This is a genomic window from Thermococcus prieurii (genome assembly GCF_054657655.1).
Map to the genome: position 1 here is coordinate 114,518 of NZ_BAAHYH010000002.1, position 19,928 is coordinate 134,445.

18 protein-coding genes are annotated in these 19,928 nt (G+C 49.2%); 2 read left to right on the plus strand and 16 right to left on the minus strand.

Going from position 1 to position 19,928, the window contains the following annotated elements:
* Positions 1 to 14: 14 nt before the first annotated feature.
* The 14 genes from ACYQ04_RS03830 to ACYQ04_RS03895 form a co-directional block, all read right to left on the minus strand.
* Positions 15 to 3,392, minus strand: coding sequence for a PEGA domain-containing protein (locus ACYQ04_RS03830; protein ID WP_460127492.1), 3,378 nt, complete (start codon positions 3,390 to 3,392; stop codon positions 15 to 17).
* A gap of 37 nt (positions 3,393 to 3,429) precedes the next feature.
* A complete protein-coding gene (locus ACYQ04_RS03835; protein WP_460127494.1) occupies positions 3,430 to 4,047 on the minus strand; it encodes a hypothetical protein in 618 nt (205 codons plus the stop codon).
* A complete protein-coding gene (locus ACYQ04_RS03840; protein ID WP_099211162.1) occupies positions 4,044 to 4,640 on the minus strand; it encodes a chromosome assembly protein in 597 nt (198 codons plus the stop codon). Before ACYQ04_RS03840 ends, ACYQ04_RS03835 begins: the two co-directional genes overlap by 4 nt.
* 42 nt (positions 4,641 to 4,682) lie before the next feature.
* Entirely contained in the window at positions 4,683 to 6,527 is a 1,845-nt protein-coding gene (locus ACYQ04_RS03845) for a hypothetical protein (protein ID WP_460127496.1), read from the minus strand.
* A 1-nt stretch (position 6,528) separates the two neighbouring features.
* Positions 6,529 to 7,044 (minus strand): hypothetical protein, encoded by a 516-nt coding sequence (locus ACYQ04_RS03850; RefSeq protein WP_460129818.1) that lies wholly within the window; start codon positions 7,042 to 7,044, stop codon positions 6,529 to 6,531.
* A 20-nt stretch (positions 7,045 to 7,064) separates the two neighbouring features.
* Positions 7,065 to 7,226: a hypothetical protein gene (locus ACYQ04_RS03855; protein ID WP_460127498.1), complete on the minus strand. Its 162-nt coding sequence runs from the start codon at positions 7,224 to 7,226 to the stop codon at positions 7,065 to 7,067.
* Positions 7,227 to 7,340: 114 nt separating this feature from the next.
* The gene (locus tag ACYQ04_RS03860; protein WP_460127500.1) at positions 7,341 to 8,507 is read right to left on the minus strand and encodes a thiamine ABC transporter substrate-binding protein; all 1,167 of its coding nucleotides are present in this window, start codon (positions 8,505 to 8,507) and stop codon (positions 7,341 to 7,343) included.
* A gap of 86 nt (positions 8,508 to 8,593) precedes the next feature.
* Positions 8,594 to 9,079, minus strand: a complete 486-nt coding sequence (locus ACYQ04_RS03865; protein WP_460127503.1) for a TIGR00288 family NYN domain-containing protein — start codon at positions 9,077 to 9,079, stop codon at positions 8,594 to 8,596.
* A complete protein-coding gene (locus ACYQ04_RS03870; RefSeq protein ID WP_460127505.1) occupies positions 9,076 to 9,597 on the minus strand; it encodes a TIGR00288 family NYN domain-containing protein in 522 nt (173 codons plus the stop codon). The genes ACYQ04_RS03865 and ACYQ04_RS03870 overlap by 4 nt, the downstream gene beginning before the upstream one ends.
* A 68-nt stretch (positions 9,598 to 9,665) precedes the next feature.
* Positions 9,666 to 12,095: a tRNA(Met) cytidine acetyltransferase TmcA gene (locus ACYQ04_RS03875; RefSeq protein ID WP_460127507.1), complete on the minus strand. Its 2,430-nt coding sequence runs from the start codon at positions 12,093 to 12,095 to the stop codon at positions 9,666 to 9,668.
* Between the two features lie 119 nt (positions 12,096 to 12,214).
* Entirely contained in the window at positions 12,215 to 12,526 is a 312-nt protein-coding gene (locus ACYQ04_RS03880; RefSeq protein WP_460127509.1) for a hypothetical protein, read from the minus strand.
* Complete coding sequence (locus ACYQ04_RS03885) at positions 12,514 to 12,888, minus strand: hypothetical protein (protein ID WP_460127511.1); 375 nt, start codon at positions 12,886 to 12,888, stop codon at positions 12,514 to 12,516. The genes ACYQ04_RS03880 and ACYQ04_RS03885 overlap by 13 nt, the downstream gene beginning before the upstream one ends.
* On the minus strand, positions 12,885 to 13,319 hold the full coding sequence (locus ACYQ04_RS03890) for a hypothetical protein (RefSeq protein WP_460127512.1): 435 nt from the start codon (positions 13,317 to 13,319) through the stop codon (positions 12,885 to 12,887). Before ACYQ04_RS03890 ends, ACYQ04_RS03885 begins: the two co-directional genes overlap by 4 nt.
* A 166-nt stretch (positions 13,320 to 13,485) precedes the next feature.
* On the minus strand, positions 13,486 to 14,748 hold the full coding sequence (locus ACYQ04_RS03895) for a hypothetical protein (RefSeq protein WP_460127513.1): 1,263 nt from the start codon (positions 14,746 to 14,748) through the stop codon (positions 13,486 to 13,488).
* Positions 14,749 to 14,924: 176 nt separating this feature from the next.
* Between ACYQ04_RS03895 and ACYQ04_RS03900 the strand changes: the two genes are divergently transcribed.
* On the plus strand, positions 14,925 to 16,823 hold the full coding sequence (locus ACYQ04_RS03900) for an alpha/beta hydrolase family protein (RefSeq protein WP_460129819.1): 1,899 nt from the start codon (positions 14,925 to 14,927) through the stop codon (positions 16,821 to 16,823).
* Between the two features lie 36 nt (positions 16,824 to 16,859).
* Positions 16,860 to 17,354: a hypothetical protein gene (locus ACYQ04_RS03905; RefSeq protein ID WP_460127515.1), complete on the plus strand. Its 495-nt coding sequence runs from the start codon at positions 16,860 to 16,862 to the stop codon at positions 17,352 to 17,354.
* 47 nt (positions 17,355 to 17,401) lie between these two features.
* On the opposite strand, the gene ACYQ04_RS03910 is transcribed toward ACYQ04_RS03905, so the two are convergent.
* Positions 17,402 to 18,199 carry a hypothetical protein gene (locus ACYQ04_RS03910; protein ID WP_460127517.1) on the minus strand — a complete coding sequence of 266 codons (798 nt, stop codon included), beginning with the start codon at positions 18,197 to 18,199 and terminating at the stop codon, positions 17,402 to 17,404.
* A gap of 352 nt (positions 18,200 to 18,551) precedes the next feature.
* Positions 18,552 to 19,724, minus strand: a complete 1,173-nt coding sequence (locus ACYQ04_RS03915) for a hypothetical protein (protein WP_460127519.1) — start codon at positions 19,722 to 19,724, stop codon at positions 18,552 to 18,554.
* Positions 19,725 to 19,928 lie beyond the last annotated feature (204 nt).

Genomic DNA, 19,928 nt, shown 5'->3' on the forward strand with positions numbered 1-19,928 from the left:
GTTTTTTCAATTTTTCACCCCCTGCGCTTTCTCAAAAACAGCGGGATTAATGCAAGACCAAGTATAAACGCTGGTCCGCAGATTCCGTGTTTCTTTTGTGTCGTTGTCACCGTGATGATTTCCTCCACTTGGACGATGACTTTTTTAGCCTGCTCGAATTTACCCTGCTCAAAGAGACTCATGGCGTGTTCGAAGAGGTTTTGAGCGTTTTTACCTCCCCTGCCTTCGACGAATACTGAGCGACCGAGGCTCTTCAATTGTTCTAACACTTTCCTCGCCATGCTCCCAATGTCCCTAACCGTGTTCAGCGCCTTATCCGCGAGATTTTTAGCAACCTCCAGTTGTCCGTTATTGAACTTTAACGCCGAGGCCTCAAGGTCACCAACGTAATTCCAGAGCCTGATGCCCCAACTCCAGTACTGCTGAACTGTTGAGAAAGTTGAGTCCACTGAATTGAAGAGCTTAGCATACTCACCTGAGAGGCCGGAGGAGAGCGACTTCAGCTCCGAGATTGAGGCATTCAGGTCTTCGGACTGGTAATAAGAGAGGGCTTGTGAGGGGTCAACACCGCCCTCCTTTAGGATCTCGGCCTCATACTGAATCCACCATTCTTCCCAAGCTGTAATCCAGGCTTTCAGGGCCAATTCTTTGGCTGTCTTGTAATCCGCGTTGTTGTAAGCGTTCTTGGCTTCATCTAGGTATTTTTCGGCGTAGAGGACCTGGTAGCCATTCTCTTCCATCCAACCGATGAGCTCTTCTGCCTTTTGAATCGCGTAGGCTGAGACGTTCTTCAAGTACTCCTGTGACGGCTGGAAACCGGGAATAGTCTCAGAACCAATCATATAACCCGTTGAAGCCTCAGTCTGGGTGATTGATGTTGTTGTGGTATTACTTAATGGGATAGCCCCAGATATTTTTATTTTTGCGTAGTATTCTCCATTGTTTCCGATATACACACGGAGTAATGTTATATTAATGGGGCCTACTGAGTGGGTGTCGTTGGCGTAGGGGGATATAACTTGAGAGAACTGGGGATTGGTTGGTGATGTTATCCTTAAAAGGACTCTTTGACTTACTTTAGAAACGTCGAGTAATGTAATATTGTATTCATTCCCATTAGCATCCCTCACAATAACAGACTCGTTAAGTTTCAGAGTTACTATTCCCAAAGCTCCAACATGGGTTTCTTGCGAGTTTGCTGTTTTTTGCTTTTCAAGTGCCTCTTCCCCCTGCTCGTATAAGGCCTCGATAGTTGAGGCGTTAAGAATGCCCTGATAAAACCGCAGCTCATCTAAGGCACCTTTGAACTGCTGTCCAGAATCCCAGCATCCTCCCACACAGTCTTGGTCATTACCAACCCATAGGCCATTCTTTGAGATATTGAGACCACTTCCGGTTCCGATAGTACTCTGATTTACTAATCTACCATCTATGTACATCTTAGAAAAGCTGGGTCCTAAGACTAGGGTAACCATGTGCCACTTTCCATCGTTTATTGGTGGCGAATACATAACGAACTGTTCATGAAGTAACAGCTCAACCCTACCAAAATTGTTGTGATAACTAGCTGTGTAACTCCCATTCCCCATGAATATCAGGAGCTCATTGTCGTAATTTTCGTTTGCACCACTTAAAATCCCTTGGATTCCATTTGTGGTTTTAATCCAGAAGGTTATGGTAGTATACCTAAGTCCGTTAAGGATTGAGTTGGGTAACTTGACTACCTGTAAATAGTCTGTAAAGTTTAAAGCTTTTCCCATGACACCCTGAGCACACCGAATATTGCCCTGTATTGTTCCATCATGCCCGTTGCCACTGTCATCCGTTGCATCACAGGTATTAAAGGAGTAATATGCGATTAAACTTGCAATCGATGGGGTGAGATTTGCATAGATAGATGTTGTTTTTCCAGGGGTTATTTTGATTAGTTTTTTGTAGTCCAAATATCCCTCCTTAGTGATAGTTACATTGTAATACCCAGAGTTTAACGTCAGCTTGATGGGTGATGTGCCAACATATGTTCCGTTTATATAAATATTAGCACCAGAGGGAGAAGAATTAATCTGTAAGTACCCGGTGGTAGTATATAATGTGTAAACTGTCGGTTTCCAAGGGGCCACGAGAGCATTACTTTCCATAGTTTGGAGTGTAGGCGAAGTAACGTTCAAATTAACACTATAACTTTCTAAAAACTCGAGATTCTTTGAGTTTAATGTGATATTTGAGTACGCCCCATCCACAATACCATTCAAAGGAATCTTGAGGATTTGCGCATCCTGTTCGGTGTAACCAATATATGTGCCTCCAAGGATAAGCGAATCATTTGTGTATGAAATGGAATTTATCCTGCCTGAGTAATAGGCCCTCTGCCAAATCGGGGTTCCGTCAGGGCCCAATTTAACAACCCATTCTGCATTGTTTGAACTTCCCGCCGCAATTATATCTCCTTTGACCACCTGTACTGACTTAAAAAAGTCCCGTCTGTTTCCTCCATAGACATGACTCCATATGATGTTTTTATCTCTACTAAGTTTTATAATAATCCCATCGGGGTTGTATGGTGAGTATGACCCGGGGGCAACAATAAATGTCCAAATCCACCCAGCTAAAATGATATCCCCATTTGAAGTCTGTGCAACACTGTTTATCCCAATCTCCGCTTCTTCATCTTTACTAAGTTTTGGGCGGAGTACCCTTTGTGAGTCTATATTACCCGATGAATCGAGCTGTGCAACCCAAATATCCCCATGGAATGTTCCGACTGCAAGTATGTTGCCACTGGATGTAACTTTAATTGTAGTAATTTCCCCGGATCCACCACTATATGTTTTCTTCCAGATTATATTTCCATTTTCATCAAGCTTAAGAATCCATGCCTCCCATCTTCCTGGGGTGGGAATATACACGGAACCTGCCACAATTATGTCTCCTTCAGGGGATACCCCGACAGTATCAAAATAACATGTATCACCATCGTTATACGTTTTTTGCCAAATTATGTTTCCGTTGCTATCCAGCTTAAGAATCCAGGCGCTACCTTCATTATTGCCAAAGCTCTTTGTCCACCCCACCACGATAATATTACCAGTTGGAGTGACAGCAACTGCATTGGCTCTATCATCCTCGTTTCCTCCATATGTATTTGCCCATATTATCCTTCCATTTGATGAGAGCTTCGCTACTAATACATCTTTTTTACCTGTTGTCGTATATGCATATCCTACTGCAATAATATCCCCATCCTGAAGAATCTTGGTGTCGGTTATTTCTCCGGGCCCATATGTTTTTACCCAGTATCCGTTTGTTTTTTCTGCCGCCACTTCCTTCGGTGTAACCAGCACCGCTCCAATGAGCAAAACAACCCATACAACAGCAACGATTCTCTTTTTCATTATCCCATCTCCAAGGGTTTTGAAAGCAAGAAAAAAATCAAAACTCCTCGAACCAGTCCTCCTTCCTTTTCTTCGGCCTCTCTTCGCCGGTCACTTTCTCTGCTGCTACCTCGGGCTCAAGTTCCCCTTCCTTGACTGCGTGGATGGTCCTCATAATCTCGGCAAGCTCCTCATCTTCTTCAAAATCCACACCTGCTCCTATTGTTTGGTCGGTCATGCCCAGCATCTGGTTGAGGTTCTCGTTGAAGTTCTGGGCATCGAGTTGCATCTCCGTGAGGTGGCGCTCAAGCTCCTCCGGAGACATCCTACGAAGTAGATTCCACGTCGGTGTGTCCTTGAGAAGGGCCTCGTTTTCCTTGATTATTGCAAGGTTACTGATGAGCATGAGCTGTTTGTTAAGTTGCATGTGAGTCTTCTGGAGGTTCTTTTTGCGCTGGTTGAGCGTTTTAATCTTGGTTGCAATGGTCAGCTCTTCGCTCTTGCTCCTCGCTCTTTTGGCCCTCTCGAATAGTATCGCTATCTCCCGGTCAATGCCTGCTATCTCATTCTCAACTTTCTCTATCTGGTACTCCAGTTTTATTCTGCTCTCGTTAAGGCTCTTCAAGGGGACGTCCAGCGGATTTCTTTTTCCAAAAAATTTTGAGAGGATGCTCATAGCTCCTCATCCTCAAGTTTTTTGTCCATAGAAATGACCTTCTCTGCGACCTCTTCTACATCAGCTTCCCCTGTTTCTACCTGGCTCCAGGCTTTGAGAAGCTCCCTCTCCGTCTCGTCTTCGCTCTCTTCAAATTCAGCAACCTCCATTTCGAATACCCTGTTGAGGCTGCTTACCATCTCATCGAACTCCTTTCCGTCAAGGTTTATCTTTATCAGGGCCTGCTCGAGCTGTTCTGGCTCAACACTGCTCAGCTTTTCCCATATCCCAACTTTCCGAAGCTCCTTCTCGTACTTCTTGACGATTATCATATTCTTTATCAGAGTGTACTGCTTTTGGGCCATCGTGAAGTCCTTGAGCTTGAGTTTCTGCTCCATGTCAAGGCTTTTGATTTCTTGGGCAAGCATCTTCTTCTTGAGTTTATCCGCTCCAATTCCCTCCTGGAAGAGCTGCTTTTTCTTTTTCTCTATCTGATTGAGGTCCTTCTTGAGACGTTCCAGTCTGTTCCTCAGCCGTATCTCTTCCCCCTGGAGCTCCCTAAGGGAGAGCTTCTCTATCGTGTTCTTCTTCCCAAACATGTCTCTTAGTCCCATATCAACACCCCCACCACAATCTTCATACTAAAAACGAAAGCTTCAGAGGAACCCCTCCTTTACGAGGACGTAACCAACGCCGTCGATGAATTTTGTTACGTAACCTTTCTCATTCTTGAGCTCCTGGAATGCCCTTTTCACGATGTCCTCGGAGAAGTCTCCAACGGCATCTTCAAGCCTAACGTATCCCTTCTGTGAGACTCTCTCCTCAAGCATTGCCTTAACCTTGGCCAAGAGTTCTTCATCCCGTTCAAGCCTGAGGAAAGGCTCGAAGGCCTTAGCGTATTCATCGTGGGGATTGTACAGCAGTTCACCGCTCTCAAGGTCAAGGAGGGCAATGGAGACGTTCTCGGAGATAAAGTTCCTATGAAAGTCCTTCGAGTCGATGTAACTCCTTACTCTCCTCTCAAATCCCGTGGGAGATGCCACGAGAAGAACAACGCGGTCGTTCTTGGCGTTATCCCGGGCGTCTATTAGGAGGGCGTTTATGTCGGCCAATTCAATTGGGTCTGTATCGAAGCCGACCTCCGCATAACGCTCTGGCCTTCCGTAGAAGAGTGCCTTGACCATTATCTCTTTTCCCCTGCCAAGAAGCTTCTTTTCCTTTAGCTTGACCTCAACAAGCATATTGTCCGGAACGTTTTTGATGTCCCTCTCATTGAGCTTTCCAACGTACGATGTTTTGTCAAACGTTTTTACCTCCTTTACTGACTCCACCTTAAACGTCATTCCAAGGAGTTTAACGTTGTCCTTGAACTTGCTCTTAATCCGACCTATGAAGTTAATCTCCATTATCCTTGCTTCGTCAAGTTTCACAAAGCGTGAACCCTTCTCGACCTTTCCTGTAAGGTTCATTACCTCCCGGATTTTCCTTGAAATCTCGTCCTCTTTCTCTTTGATTTCAAGTTCTCTCTTCCTAAGTTCCATTTCTTTTTCTCTGAGCTGGAGTTCCCTCCGTTTTATTTCTTCCTCCATTGCCCTAACTTCTGCCGTCATTTTCTCCTGCATCTTGGCCAGTTCTTCTTCCAGCATCTTTCTAGCTTCCTCATCTTTCATTCTGCTTATCTCTTCAACAAGCCTGGCCTTTTCCTCTTCGAACCTTCTCCGCATCTCCTCCTTTTCCTGAATGATGCGGGCGAGTTCCTCATCCTTTGCGGCTTCAAGTCTTTTCTGAAGCTCCGCCTTTTCCTGCTCGAATCTCATGCGCATACTGTTCATCTGCTTCCTCAGTTCGTTCATCTCTTGGTCTTTCCTCTCCAGTTGTCTCCGGTATGTCCTCTCGACGGCCATTGTTTCTTCTTCGGCTTCGTGGATGACATCCTGGAACCAATCAAAGCGCTGTGTTGCCTCTGCCATGGCGGCGGTTATTTTGCCCTTGTAGGATTCCCACGTTGATTTCAAGAACAATCTCAGTTGCAACTTGATGCTGTGGTCCTGTAGTATTCCCTCAATCCATGTGTTCACGCTACGGTACTCCCTGAGGAGACCGAGAATGTTGGTGTCCCTATGCATTATCTGCCTCAGTATGTCCTCCATAGTGTATATTTCGAAGACGTTGTAACGGAGAACACGTTCGAGAGCCTCAAGCTCTCTGTCCCTATACCTCCTACTGGCTGGAAGGTACGTTTCGCCGTTCTGCCTGAAACTCCAAGCGAGCAAAGCCAACGCGCCCTCAAACTTGCTCCTAAAGTGCATATCAAGGTCCCTAAGAAATTCCCCACATTCTCCATCTAAATAGCGTTCATAATTTTCTTCTACCTGTTGCCAGAGCTTTTCTCGCCTCTGAAAACTCTCTACCGCGATATCCAGCCCTTCTTTCAAAACCCGCTCCGCGGGTTTTAGCAAAGCCTTAACACAATCCGTCCTGCCCTCCTCAAATAGCCCCATCTTAATCACCTGCAAACAATGTGAGTTCTTCTTTGATTCGTTCTGAAAGAAAATCAACAACATCCCCATAACCCTGAATCGTGATTATGACCTCGGTCCCGTTGTTCTCTTTGAGTTCCACTTGTACCGTACCCCTACCTTTTCGCGTTGGGACCTCGTAGACTTTGCTTCCCCCTATCTTCTGGAGTACGTTTGCATTAAACTTCGTAAGGATGTACTCAATAAACCTCTCAACCACTCGCTTTTCCTCGGGAATTTTGTACCTCAACTCAACGCTCCTTTTCTCCACCCCCCTAACGGTACCTTCAACCTTATACACCTCCACTTTCCTCTCGGGTTCTCCCTCTAACTTTGAAAACAAGTCCTCCAAGAACTCATGTGGACGGTCGGTATCTATGAAAAAAATAAGACCCTTTGGTTTTTTTATTGAAGTTTTTTCTGACCATTTCTCAAGGAGGTAGTCCACTCTCTTTCTCTCGGCATCATTTTCGTATCTCACTACCACTAAATATCGCATAGACACCACTGCACTTAATATCACTGCTCTTGGAGTATATAAATGTTTCTCCAATCTGGAGATTGCCTTCCATGGAAGAATAAGGAAATTATATCAGCCAATCTTATCCTGTGGATTATTCCCTTTACCTTTCTACAAGTTCGGGAAAGCGTTCCAATGCTCTCCTTGAGCCTAAACTTCACTTGTTCGACGAGAATTTGGACGTTTTAGGGGTGTTAACCTCAAAGGAAAAATGTTGTTCTCGTTCTTATTCATTGAATAGAGATTTGTTAGGCATAATTGAAAAGTGGGGAAAGTTAGAGTCTTCTCCTGAGAAGGAGAGGCACTATAGCAAGTCCGACTATCAAACCAGGGCCGCAGATACTCGAACCCTTACCGCTTGAGCTCTCGGTTTTGTTCGTATTGGCGGTGGAAGTCGGCATTGGCGAGATTTCCTCGGGGGATTTGCCCTCGACCATTAGCTCCCTCCACTCCTTGAGCCACTTGTCGGTGTTCTTAGCGAGCTCCTCCGAGGGGATTGTGATAACCTTCGCCGAGCTGACGTTGAGGGCGTAGCTGAAGCAGGCCGGGAGTTTGACTTCTTTGTTAACGGGATACATCCACTGGTTGAGCGGAAGCTTCTCCTGGGCGGTTTTGCTTATCAGGAAGTTTATGAACTCCTTTGCAAGTTCGAGGTGCTTCGTCCCCTTGACGATTCCCGCCCCCTCAATCTGAACGTAGGCGGTGTTGTTAAGGAAAATTGCACCGATGTTGGTGCTGTTCTCCTCGCAAGCCGCGTAGGCCGGGTCGGTAGCGTAGCTGACGAACAGCGGGGCCTGGTTCTTGTCCCACATCTCCCAGCCGGCCCCCCAGCCCTTGACGATTATCACGCCGTTCTGCTTGAGCTTCTCCCAGTAGTAGGGCCATTTGCCACCGTAAACGCCAATAGTCCAGAGGAAAAAGGCCATTCCAGTTGAACTCGTCAGCGGATTCTCCACTATGAGCTTGCCCTTCCACTCTGGCTTCGTCAGGTCCTCAAAGGTCTTCGGCGGGTTCTTCACGACGTCCTTCTTGTAGACTATCGCTATAGCGCCATAGTCATAGGGCGTGAGGTGGAAAGTCGGGTCGAAGTCCTTTATAATCCAATCGGGAATGTACTTCGCGTTTTCCGGCTTGTAGGGGATTAGAATGTCCGCCTGAAGGGCCTTCTGGAGGTAGCTGTTGTCTATTCCAACGACGACATCTGCCTGCGGGTTGTTCTTCTCGATTATCAGCTTGCTGAGCACTTCTCCAGCGTCGCCGAACGTCACGAGGCGGACCTTGACGCCGTACTCCTTCTCGAATATTGGAATGATTTCCTTCATCCAAGGCTCAATGCTATCGTAGGAGTAAACGGTCAGCGTTTCCTCAGCCTTGACTGGCTTTGCGCCGAAGAGAGAGGTCACCATGAGGGCGGCAACCAGAATCACCAGTAGCCTCTTCATCGAACCACCTCCATTAACAAGTTGTCACGTTCAATAACCCGATAATTGAAGGTTTAAAAAAGGTTTGCTTCACAGTTTTGGTCATCTCACTCCTCTACCTTGCTAACCATCTTGATGACGTAGTCGGCGGCGTTCTGGAGGGCCACAGAAAAGCCGGGCTCGGTGCCTATGACTATCGTCTCCTTTCCCTTCCGCTTTGCCTCCTGGATTATTGGCAGAAAATCCGCGTCCCTCGTGGCCAGGGCTATAACCTCCACGTCGGAGTTATATATGAGCTCCATGGCCTCTATCGCTATCCTCACGTCGGTGTCGCCGGCGACTATAACCGGCTCAAGCCCCTGGTTGACGACCGCCTCTATGAGTCCCTGTGGGGCGTACTGGTTCAGGACAACCTTTGCGACCCTTATCTTACCAATTCTCTCAAGGGCCTCAACGATGTCTTCGAGCTTTATCCCGAACTCCTTCCTCAGGATGTTCGGCCCGTCTATTATGAGCCCGATGCTCTTGCCGCTTATCTCCTCACTTGGTGACTCTTTCTCGCGCTTGAGGACCTTGATGAGCGTCTCCTTCACAGCTCATCCCTCCCGTTCCGCTTGGGCTCGAGGACTATGGTGTAGTCCGCCGCGTGCTTTAACGCAACGGAGAATCCCGGCTCGACGCCGATGACCACCGTTTCCTTTCCCTTCTCCTTGGCCTTGAGGATGACCGGCAGAAACTCCGCGTTCCGCGTCGCGAGGGCAATTACGTCTATGTTGGGGTTGTAAATCTCGCGCATGGCCTCAACGGCGAGCTTTACCCCGGTCTCGCCCGAGACAACGACGGCCTCAAACCCCTGGTTGGAGACGGCTTCTATGAGGCCCTGTGGGGCGTACTGGTTGAGGACGACCTTCGCAACGCGGATGTCTCCGATGCTTTCGAGAACGTCAACGATGTCTTCGAGCTTTATCCCGAACTCCTTCCTCAGAATGTTCGGCCCATCAATGAGAAGGGCTATTTTCTTTCCGCGCTTGGACTTCTGTTTAATCATCCCAATGCTCTTTATTCCGTCCTTCGTCATCGATATTATCTTTTCCCAGCTTCCGCCTGGCATAGGTGTCACCGTTGAAATCACTGAAACTAACACGGCCTTTTACGGGCCAATGATATAAAAAATGTTCGTCAGAGGAGCCTCTTGTAGTAGTACCAGAGGCCCCTTATTATGTCGCGCACCTCAATCATTGTGAAGGTCTCGGTTCTGTCTATCAGCTTCGCAGTCTCCTCCCAGCTGTGGGCCTGCAGAACGCGGTAGATGAGGAGCTTTATCTGCCTCTCGTCCAGGTAGGGCTTCATCCATCCGTCGAGGAAGTAGAGCTTCACTATCGGCTTCACCGCGTCGACCACGGTATCGTAGGTCAGGACCTTGCCCGTGAACGCATCAAGCCTCTTCTTCTGAATCTCCGTGAGGTGAACCGGGTAATCAACGGCCTCGCCGAAGGGCGTCTCAAAGAGCCAGCGCGCGATTTCGGGCTCAAGCTCCCTGTGCGTGTCTCCGAGCCACTCTGTAAGCCTTATCCTGAACTCGTCGTTGGCCTTCTTGATGAGCTTCTTGGCTCTCTCGCTTATCGGCTTGAGGACTATGGCGGTAAACTCACCGCTGACCGGGTTCCTCGCGGGGCTGAGGTGAACCACAGCGAAGCCGTTCCTGACCCAGAAGCGGACGAGTTCCTCACTGGCTCCAAAGCCAGAGCCTATCCAGTCGAGGCCCTTTTCCCTCGCTTCCTTTTCGAGGAGTTCTAAGGCCTTGCTTCCCAAGCCTCTGTCCATCGCGTCCGGATGCGTTGCAATCCTCACTATGCGGTAGCCCTTTAGCTTCGCGAACTCCTTGATGTAGTGGTGCTTGACCATCATGTCCGGGATTATGTTGCCCCTCGGCTTGTAGCCCTTGGCCATCTTGTCTATTACCTTCCTCGGAATTCCTCCTTCCTTGGCAATCTGTATCGCCGTCACTATCTTGCCGTTCTTAAGCCTAAGCACGCGGGCCTCGTGGTGTGGAGCATCAGCGAGTAAAGCCACGTCGCTCGGCCTGTTGCGGTAGTGGGCGAGGATGTAGATTCCGACGAAGTTCCTGAGGTCCTCCCGGTCGTTCTCGAACCAGTCGTCGAGGTCCGGCTCTTCCAGATAGACCTCCTTCTTCTCAATCAGCTCGAAGTCCTCCTCGGTGAGCTCCACGGGCTCGGCATCGAGAAGGAGCACATCAAACAGCCACCGCTCAATCGGGTCGTTTTCCGCGTAGCGAATCGGCTCGTCCATGTGGAGTTCCTTAAACTCCCTCTTCTCCCTCGCCCTCTTGAGGAACTTGACTGAGAAACCTCTTCCCGCTCCCTCGTAGCCGTGAATCGTTGAGGAGTAAACGACGCGCTCCTTGTTGAGGTACTTGTGGAGTATCGGAACGTGGATTCCTGCCGCTTCGTCCAAAATGTAGAGGTCGGCGCTCTTCCTGTAGCCCTCGGCCGGCGGGTAATAGCGCAGGCCGATTTTCCTCGCGTAGAGCTCCTTTATCAGCCCGCGCTCTTCAACGACGTAGGGCTTGAAGCCGAGCCTTTCCAAAGCCCTCTTGGCGAAGCGGAACAGTGCCTGAACGTTCTCGAGTTCCGGAGCGGTAACGACGATTCTCGTCCTCTTCTTTAGAGCTAAGGCCAGACCTATCGCGCCGATTCCAACGGAAACGCTCTTGCCCCTTCCCCTGTCCGCTGTAAGAACGAGCATTCCGCCCTCGACAAGCTCTTCAAAGGCCTTCAAAACCTCAACCTGGCCCTCGGTTAAGGCCATCTCGTAGAGCTCCTTCGGGAAGAGGGTCTCCTCCGGGATAGGAACTCCCTTTCTTGCTTTAATCCTCGCCTGGCTCTTGCTCCTCTTTGGCTTCTTCCTGGCCTTTCCGCCCTCGGTGATGATGTAGATGCCGCCGTGCTCCGTGAACTTCCTTATGAGCCTTCTATTGAAGCGCTTCTTGACGTCGTCTATCGTGTAAGGTGGCGTTACGAGGCTCTTGTGGAAGCCTGTCCACATGTTCTTCCACTTCTCAAAGGGATGAGCCAGTATGAAAATCAGCCCCCCACCGCGAACGGTCTCGATAATCCTTCCGAGGTCGTTCGGCGAGTAGTCGTAGCTCATGTCAAGGATGAGCAAATCGTAGGTTCTTCCAAGGATGTCACGGGTGTGCTTGAAGGTAACGGCTTTTACCTCGACGTTTGAGCCTGCTAAAACGTCGAAATGCTTCCTGAATGCCTCGTAGCGCTTCCTGCCGAAGGTCTCCTCGCCGAGCGCGTCGGTGGCGTAGAGAACCTCTATTTTATCCTCGCTCTCGTCGCGGAGGCGTTTCTTCATGAGCTCTTCCAAAATTCCGCTCAAAACCCTCGCGGAGGCCCCCGCGAGTATTCCAGCTAACTCGGCCTTCCTCAGCGTGTCGCCCTCGATTACAATCATTCTCCTGTGGAAGTTCTCGAGGGCCTGGGCTAAAGCGGTCTCGGTGAGCTTTAAGATTGAGTCCTTAACTTTCTCGCCCTTCGCGTAGTCTCTCACTTCTTTGTCAAATCTGACCTTCACGGTCATGGCTTCCCCCCGCTAAAGGGGAGAAGGGGAATTTAAAAAGATAGCCCAGATTGATTCGGAGGCCACCCGAGAGTGTGAGTTCTCTTTTTGGGCCAAACCCTCAATGAACCTCCATTTGGCTACCCTTCCCTTCCAAACGTGAGCGTTACGACCGTTAGGTTACCGCAGACCTTCAGACCCTCCGACTCTTGAATGTTCTTGAGCGTGGCGTTTATCACTTCATCAGCGGCCGTTCCGCTGATAGCGCCTTTCTTAAGCAGGTCGCCGCGAACCTTCTCCACTGTGGTCTGCGATGGAGCCGTCGGGGGAACTGTGTACATGTAAAGGACGGTAGTTACCCTTGAGAGACTGCGCAACAGCTCCCTTTCTCTCCCGCGGGGAAGTGCAAGGGCCATCAGTCTGAGGTGTCCATTCTCTCTCACAACGCCCACGTACTCCGCGGAGCGGGATGCATTGAGCAGTATCGAGTCGACGCGGCGTTGCGGTGGACGTAGTAAACTTCACCACCGCAGAGGTTGAGCGCGTTGTTCCAGTGGGGCTTGACACCGACGAAGGCGTTGGGTCCTTTGTGGACGTGTCCGTGCACAAGAAAAGACATCGAGATGACAGCAATCAGCAGAAGCGCCAGGTACCTGTGTCTGGATATGAACCTTCTCACCGCATCGAACCGGAACACCAGCAGGAGGGTAATCACGATGAGGAGCGGGATGAAGACCACCTCACCTAGTAAAACCGGTGTTTCCTCCAAAAGGAGTCTGTAGGGATAAGGAGGTTTCATAACAATCATGGTCACGTTTCTTCCGCGCTTGACGATTTCCAGCTCGTATCCTGTTCTGAGAGTCTCTTCCATCCAAAACACGGCGCGGGCAAGTAAGACTCGTTTCCAGTTTCAGACCACATTCTAATGGACTCGCTCGTTAGAGTAAGGTAATGGATGTAGGAATCGTTCAGCCACTGAAGTTCTTCCGTGTAGTCGTCGTTTGGCCTTCCGTGCCGTCCTCTGACGTACAGGAGGTATTCACCGGTGGAGAGCCGGTAGGAGTAGCCAACTATGGAGTCCCCGAGGGAGTGGACGTAGTGGGACGGCAGAATGGGGCTGACGTTGGCCGTGTACTGGGCGGGGAAGGAGGCTCCTGGATATTTTTCAAGGAGTTCACCGGTTCGGCCGTAATCCCACCACTGAACGATGGTCAGGAGAACCACACAGACCAGTGCAAGCACCACGAAGTGTTTTCTCAAGGGAAGTTTCATTACCATAAATACACAAGATGCCTTTAAATACATTTCTGTGTTACAAGCTTTGATTCGAAAGCGGTGAGGCATCAGATGATTCGACTCAATTGAGGTTAAGGTTCAAAAGGGAAAGAATATCCGAATAGAAGACAAGGAACTACCAGTGAACGAAGAACTCATACGTTTTAGGGTCATCGTTTTTGTACCAGTATTTCGCGCCAACAGCGTTGTAAACGACCACAAACGGCGCACCGTACGAGGAACCGCCTGCCTGCCTGTAAAGGGTTACAGAGACTTCTGCATCGACTCCCTCGTAGTTGAGGCTGAAGGTAAACGTTACCTCCCTGACCATCCATTCAGGACCGCTTGTTCTCGGTTCGAATCCAAAGGACTCTCCGTTCTGGTTGATTGTGTCGGCGTAACTGGGAACCGCTGGTGGGTTTTCTATTGATACAGGACCGTTTGAAAGTCCAGTTATTCTCGTTGGCTTCAGGACGTACTGGGTTATCGTGAGTCCTGTTATCCAGGAGCTGTAAACGTAGGCATCGAGTTCGTACCTAACGTGTGCCATGACGATTTCCTTCCTGTAGTATGGGGAGTTCGTGTTGTCGAGAGTAACCCAAGTCGTCACAGAGGAAACTGCCGGGTCTTTTCCGCTCTTATGCCATCCGTGGGGGTCAGGGGGAATTAGTTCTCCAAAGGTGTACTGGTCAAAGGAATCGTACCATAGGGCGGTCTTCTGGTCTGTTCCGTAGCCCTTGACAAGAAATCCGCCGGAGACCCACCAGGAAACCTTTGTCCATGGGGCGGCGTGTATAACACCAGCAGGAAGGTGTACAATTTCTGTTTTAGTCTCAACGGGGGTCGAAGAATAGACGATGCCGTCAGAGGATTTGAGACTCACACCCCTTCGTTTAAGGCTCTCCATGTACTCTCTCTCCTTGGATTTGTTCGGCTTGGGAACACTCTTCGCAAAGAGCCCTAGCTCTACGTTCAGCTGGGTTATTGGCTTCTGTGGCTCAAAGATCACGAACTTCCCACCGCTGTACAGCTTTCCGTTCACGTAGCCGAAAACTCCCACGTAGTACTCCCTCTCTCTAAAGACAGTTCTGGTCTTCTGAACGAGTCTGCCGTTCTCGACGACTGTGAACTCTCTGACACCAACGGGAATTCTTTCTATCTTGAATGCAACGTCGGAATATCCTGTGATGCGCTTTACGAGTATTACCCTAGGAGGGTCAGAGGAGTAGTTTATAACGGTGAGTATTAGATTGCCCTTGAAAGATTTTCCGTTGTAGGTTGGGATTACGTGGAAAACTGCTAAGCCGACGGGCTTTCCCTGAAGCCAATCTCCGTAGAGGCTGTAAAGCTGGTTAGAATAGCTGGGGGGAACTCCCTGGATTGCTGGTGCTACTAACAAAGAACTAACTACAAAAAGAGACACAATTGCTACTATAAGCCTTTTTTGCATATAGACCCCTCCATAAGGTTTTCATTAATAACTACTTATAGTTAAATATTTAAGTTTTTTTTTTCGATACAAATTGAAACGCTAAGCTTTTATACGAAAAACACTGACTTACCCCGGTGGTTTCTATGAAAGGTCTGACCGAGAAGGACCTCGGAAAGTTCAAGCTCGTCGGCAACCTCGACGCCTTCAGGCGGAAGGTCGTCTTCCAGGTTACCGAGATAAGCGTCGAGAAGGACGACTACTTCTCAAGGCTTTACCTCTACGACGGCAGGAAGGTTAAACCCTTCACCTCGGGAAAGAAAGACTCAAACCCGCGCTTCTCCCCGGACGGGAAGCTGATAGCCTTCACCTCCAAGCGCGATAGGGAGAGCAAGGAAGCCGAGCTCTACGTTATCCCAACCGACGGCGGTGAGGCGAGGCTTTTAGCGAAGTTCAAGTACGGGATTAAGAACCTCCGCTTCACTGAGGACGGCAAGAGCATAGCCGTTATAACGCCGATAGACGTCGAGAAGAAGCCCAAGGACGACGTTCACCTCATCAAGGAGATTCCCTTCTGGTTCAACGGCGTCGGCTGGGTCTACGGGAAGAGAAGCGTCGTCTATCTGGTGGACGTTGAAACCGGCAAAAAGAGACGCGTAACTCCGAAGAACCTCGACGTCTCGCAGGTTCGCTTCCACGACGGGAAGCTCTACTTTATCGCCCAGGAGGACCGCGAGAGGAAGCCAATGGTGAGCGACCTCTACGTCCTTGAAGGCAGGAAAGCGAAGCGCCTAACTCCCAGAAAATGGAGCGTGAGCGACTTCATTCCACTCGACGACGGCACTTTCATCCTCAAGGCCAACACGCGCGAGCGTGGGATTCCGACGAACACGCACATCTACCACTACAACCCTGAGACTGGCGAGATGAGGAAGCTAACCGCTAAGCTTGACCGCTCGTCCTACAACTCCCTCAACAGCGACGTTCGTGGAGCACAGAGGGCCGAGCTGGTCTTCAGGGACGGCTGGGTCTACTACGTCGCAACCGACGGCCCGAGGGCGAACCTCTTCAGGGTGAACCTTGAGGGGAAGATAGAGCGCGTCGTTAGTGGTGATAGGAGCGTTGAGAGCTTCGCAATCGGCGACTACATAGCCTTCACCGCCCAGGACGCGGTCACTCCACTGGAACTCTACGTCCTCCGCGACGGCAAGGAGAAGAAGATTACCGACCTCAACGGCTGGATTAAGGACTACAAGTTCTCCAAGCCTGAGCATTTCACAGTTAAGGCCAGCGACGGCGTTGAAATAGACGCTTGGATTATGAAGCCCGTTGACTTTGAGCCCGGAAAGAAATACCCGGCCGTTCTCGAAATCCACGGCGGGCCGAAGACGGCCTACGGCTACGCCTTCATGCACGAGTTCCACGTTTTGACGGCTAAAGGCTTCGCCGTGATATTCTCCAACCCGCGCGGCAGCGACGGCTACGGTGAGGAGTTCGCCGATATAAGGGGCCACTACGGGGAGCGGGATTATAAGGACCTCATGGAGGTCGTTGACGAGGCCCTAAGGAGATTCGACTTCATTGATGGGGAGAGGCTCGGCGTTACTGGCGGTTCCTACGGTGGCTTCATGACCAACTGGATAGTCGGCCACACGAAGCGCTTCAAGGCGGCAGTTACCCAGCGCTCGATTTCGAACTGGGTAAGCTTCTTCGGCACGACTGACATCGGTTACTTCTTTGCTCCGGACCAGATAGGGGGCGACCCCTGGAGCAACACCGACGGCTACTGGGAGAAGAGCCCGCTTAAGTACGCGCCGAACGTGGAAACTCCACTCCTGATAATCCATTCGATGGAGGACTACCGTTGCTGGCTTCCGGAGGCGCTGCAGTTCTACACCGCTCTGAAATACCTTGGCAAGACCGTCGAGCTGGCGCTCTTCCCTGGAGAGAACCACGACCTGAGCAGGAGCGGAAAGCCTAAGCACAGGGTCAGGAGGCTTGAGCTGATAGCAGGGTGGATGGAGAGGTGGTTGGAGAAGGTCTAAAAGCTTAAAATACAACACTATGCCAATAAATACTATATGAAGCGGGATATTAAATTTCCTCATTTTTATATTATGGTTGAGGTTTCAATGACAACACTAAAAAAGAATATGAGATTAGTTGTCAAAAACGCCGAACTTGCTGGTGTCTATGCTTTTATCCTTGTCTTAACAGGCCTGTTTTTTGGAATTTCTTGGGCAATATTACATGGCCAGAAAATATCTCTGAACGAGATTGGTGACTTTAGCTCTCTTGTTTATGTGTTTATTGCATCGTTTTTTGTTGGCCTTCTATTCTTTTCAAAAATTCCGAACTTTGTACATAAACTTGAGGTTCTCTTTGGGGGATTGTTATATCTCTCGATATTTTCTCTTCCTGTCTCTTCGATTATCCGAGATCATAGCATTTCAAACATTCTGAAAAGTTTTGGAATAATAGCATTCTTAATATTTTTCATTTTTGACATAGATATCAAACCAAAACGTCCCTCTCAATATCATGCAAAGCTTCCACAGGGATATAATCCCACATAATAAATTTAAATGAGTGGATAAAAGAAGAATTCGGAGAGTTGAGGCTCTCAGAGTAATGCTAATGCTTTTTCGATTCTCCCAATGTCCTCGTCGAACTTCCTCTTCGCCCACTCCAGCCTCTCGAAGGCGAGCTTTGATGTGAGCGCGTAGATAAACAGGGAAACGATGAGCACTGCAAACAGCGAAGTCGTTTCTTCGGTCGTGTAGTGGAGCGCAAGAACGAGCGCAACGCCGATGCTTAGGGGCACTGAGTAAGTCCTGAAGAGGGAAAGGATCTTACGGCACTTTGAATACGGCAGTTCGGCGTACCTCCAGAGGATTACCATAATGGGGACGGCTATCAGGAGGGAAAGTGCAAACGGGTAAAAGTAGTCGCTCCAGTGGAAGCTGAACGCGAGCGGAAGGCCGGCAAGCCAACCGAGGCCGGTGTAGAAGGATACCTTTGGATACTTCGACTTCGCGATTCCATAGGCGTACGCACTCTCGAACAGCAGAAGGGCAGAGAGACCAGAAAGAACGAGGGCAGATGCCTCGCTTCTCCCGTTTGACATCATCGAAAACGTCGTGAAGGGCATCATCAGAAGAGCCGAGAGGGAAGGTACGAAAGCCCCTCTAAAAACGAGGTATGTTGATAGCAGGTCTCCAACGAGGCCCTTTCCGCTGTCCCATTTAGTGTAGCCTGCAATGAATAGAAAGAGCAACCCAAGTAAACCCCATATCAAAGAAGAGAGGACATAGTCCTTTATAGACATTTTTAGTTTCACCTCAGCATTTTTCTTTGCAATGATTATCGGCGTTCCATTGGAGTTGTAGGTGATGATGTAAATTGTAACCGGGACGTTCATTTGAGCGAAAGCGGCATCGGGCAAAACAGTGGGTGTAAAATTAACCAAATCCGCCTCAGAAATCCATATTTCAAAAAATCCTCTCTGAATTGGCTCAATTCCCGTTGTTCTTAATCCAACTTTAGCGTAATAATCAGGATAACGGGGGGCGTCACTAACGTTGCATTTTAACATCCAAACCCCAAAGTTTCCATTGTATCCCGCTGTTCTGGAGCATTCAACGTGAACTGCATTGGCTGAAGGAATCATACTAAAAAGAAGTAGCAGAGTTACTGTTGCGAATACTTTTTTCATGGCCATTTTCCCCTCATCCTTAAGACAGTTAGGACAATTATCAGGATGGTGCGCTTTCTCATCTTCCTGCCCCCTCGATTTTTGCAACCCTCTCTTCAATCTCGGCAATCAGGCGTTCTTTTTCCGTTGTAAAGCGCTTGAGGCACTTTTTCTGGATAAAGTACACTACAAAGAGGAGGACAACCAGAAAGACCACGAATGCGAAATCCGGGCGGTATTTGAGTGAGGGGAATCCCGCGATGGTGAGGTTTGTGAAGAGCACCCCCTCGGGCTTTAATGTTTTGAGGATGTAATAGGTGAGCATAGAGAGGGCAATTCCAAGGAATATCAGGAGCAAACTCCCCACCCTTGAGTCGAGTGCCCCGGAGACAAGCGCGAGGGTGATAAGGGACCACACGAGACCAGAGCAACCGCCCAATGTTTGCTTCTTCAGCTCCGGGAGAGGCTTTTGGTAAGCCATACGTTCGAGATAAAGCGGCATCAGGAAATAGTTTCCGGTGTAGAAGATAATGGAGATTGTTATTGCCCATAAGTTCAATCCAATAACTATGTCCCCCCACAGCTTCAGTCCGCTCCCGAAGTAGTAGTAAGGCAGACCAAAGACGAATAGCTGTGAGAATTGTAGCGCCATAGCAACCCCAGCAATCCAAGCGCCCATTATGAGAACCATTTGGGCTTTCAGGGGGTATAGGTTGCGACGCTTATCAGCGAGCCACACAATTCCAGAGACCAGAGAAAATATAATCCAGAGAATGACATACAGGAAGACAAAAGCTTTCAAGTCATCTTTGAAGCTATTCCAGTTCGGTTTTCCCTCAATATAAACCTTTACATGAAAACTCTCTCGGGTTCCATTCTCCCCAATAAAAACGAACGTAAACGTGTGCTCCTTGTTAAATAGGACCCAGTCCGGGACGAAGTCAAAGTAGTTGTCTTTTATTCGTCCCAAGATGCCATCGGGACTGAAACTGACGTTTGCAGGGAGCTCGAAGGTCTCCCACCTGTCGTTGATGGAGTACCTAAACCCCTTTGAATCCTTTATCGTGATTAAGTATCCTCGAGGGGGAATCCCATCAACACTCTTCAGGTAGAGCTTTCCCCTTCCGTTGCCCTCCAGCCTGCAAACGATTCCATTGGCGGGGGCTTTGGCAGGACATTTCAGTGTTGCACCTGCAACGAGCGGAGGGAATACGAGGATTATGATTAACACTACGAAGGGGCTTTGTCTCACCCAACCACCGCTCGGGGTATGCTGTGGTGCTTATAAATGTTTCTTCCTAAGCGCATAAAGAAATGTAACTCAAAACAGAAGAAAGTCTCAAAGCGTATAGTCCAACTTGGGGCTTGTGAAACCACAACTTAAACTCACATAATCATGTGCGGTGATGGCATGCCGAACATAACCCTCTCAGTCCCGCATGACCTCTACAGGCGC

What these genes read in the sequence shown, in the direction of transcription:
- ACYQ04_RS03830 (WP_460127492.1), bottom strand. Translation starts at nt 3,392, where the DNA reads ATGAAAAAGAGAATCGTTGCTGTTGTATGGGTTGTTTTGCTCATTGGA.
- ACYQ04_RS03835 (WP_460127494.1), bottom strand. Translation starts at nt 4,047, where the DNA reads ATGAGCATCCTCTCAAAATTTTTTGGAAAAAGAAATCCGCTGGACGTC.
- ACYQ04_RS03840 (WP_099211162.1), bottom strand. Translation starts at nt 4,640, where the DNA reads ATGGGACTAAGAGACATGTTTGGGAAGAAGAACACGATAGAGAAGCTC.
- ACYQ04_RS03845 (WP_460127496.1), bottom strand. Translation starts at nt 6,527, where the DNA reads ATGGGGCTATTTGAGGAGGGCAGGACGGATTGTGTTAAGGCTTTGCTA.
- ACYQ04_RS03850 (WP_460129818.1), bottom strand. Translation starts at nt 7,044, where the DNA reads ATGCGATATTTAGTGGTAGTGAGATACGAAAATGATGCCGAGAGAAAG.
- ACYQ04_RS03860 (WP_460127500.1), bottom strand. Translation starts at nt 8,507, where the DNA reads ATGAAGAGGCTACTGGTGATTCTGGTTGCCGCCCTCATGGTGACCTCT.
- ACYQ04_RS03870 (WP_460127505.1), bottom strand. Translation starts at nt 9,597, where the DNA reads ATGCCAGGCGGAAGCTGGGAAAAGATAATATCGATGACGAAGGACGGA.
- ACYQ04_RS03875 (WP_460127507.1), bottom strand. Translation starts at nt 12,095, where the DNA reads ATGACCGTGAAGGTCAGATTTGACAAAGAAGTGAGAGACTACGCGAAG.
- ACYQ04_RS03900 (WP_460129819.1), top strand. Translation starts at nt 14,925, where the DNA reads ATGAAAGGTCTGACCGAGAAGGACCTCGGAAAGTTCAAGCTCGTCGGC.
- ACYQ04_RS03905 (WP_460127515.1), top strand. Translation starts at nt 16,860, where the DNA reads ATGAAGCGGGATATTAAATTTCCTCATTTTTATATTATGGTTGAGGTT.
- ACYQ04_RS03910 (WP_460127517.1), bottom strand. Translation starts at nt 18,199, where the DNA reads ATGAACGTCCCGGTTACAATTTACATCATCACCTACAACTCCAATGGA.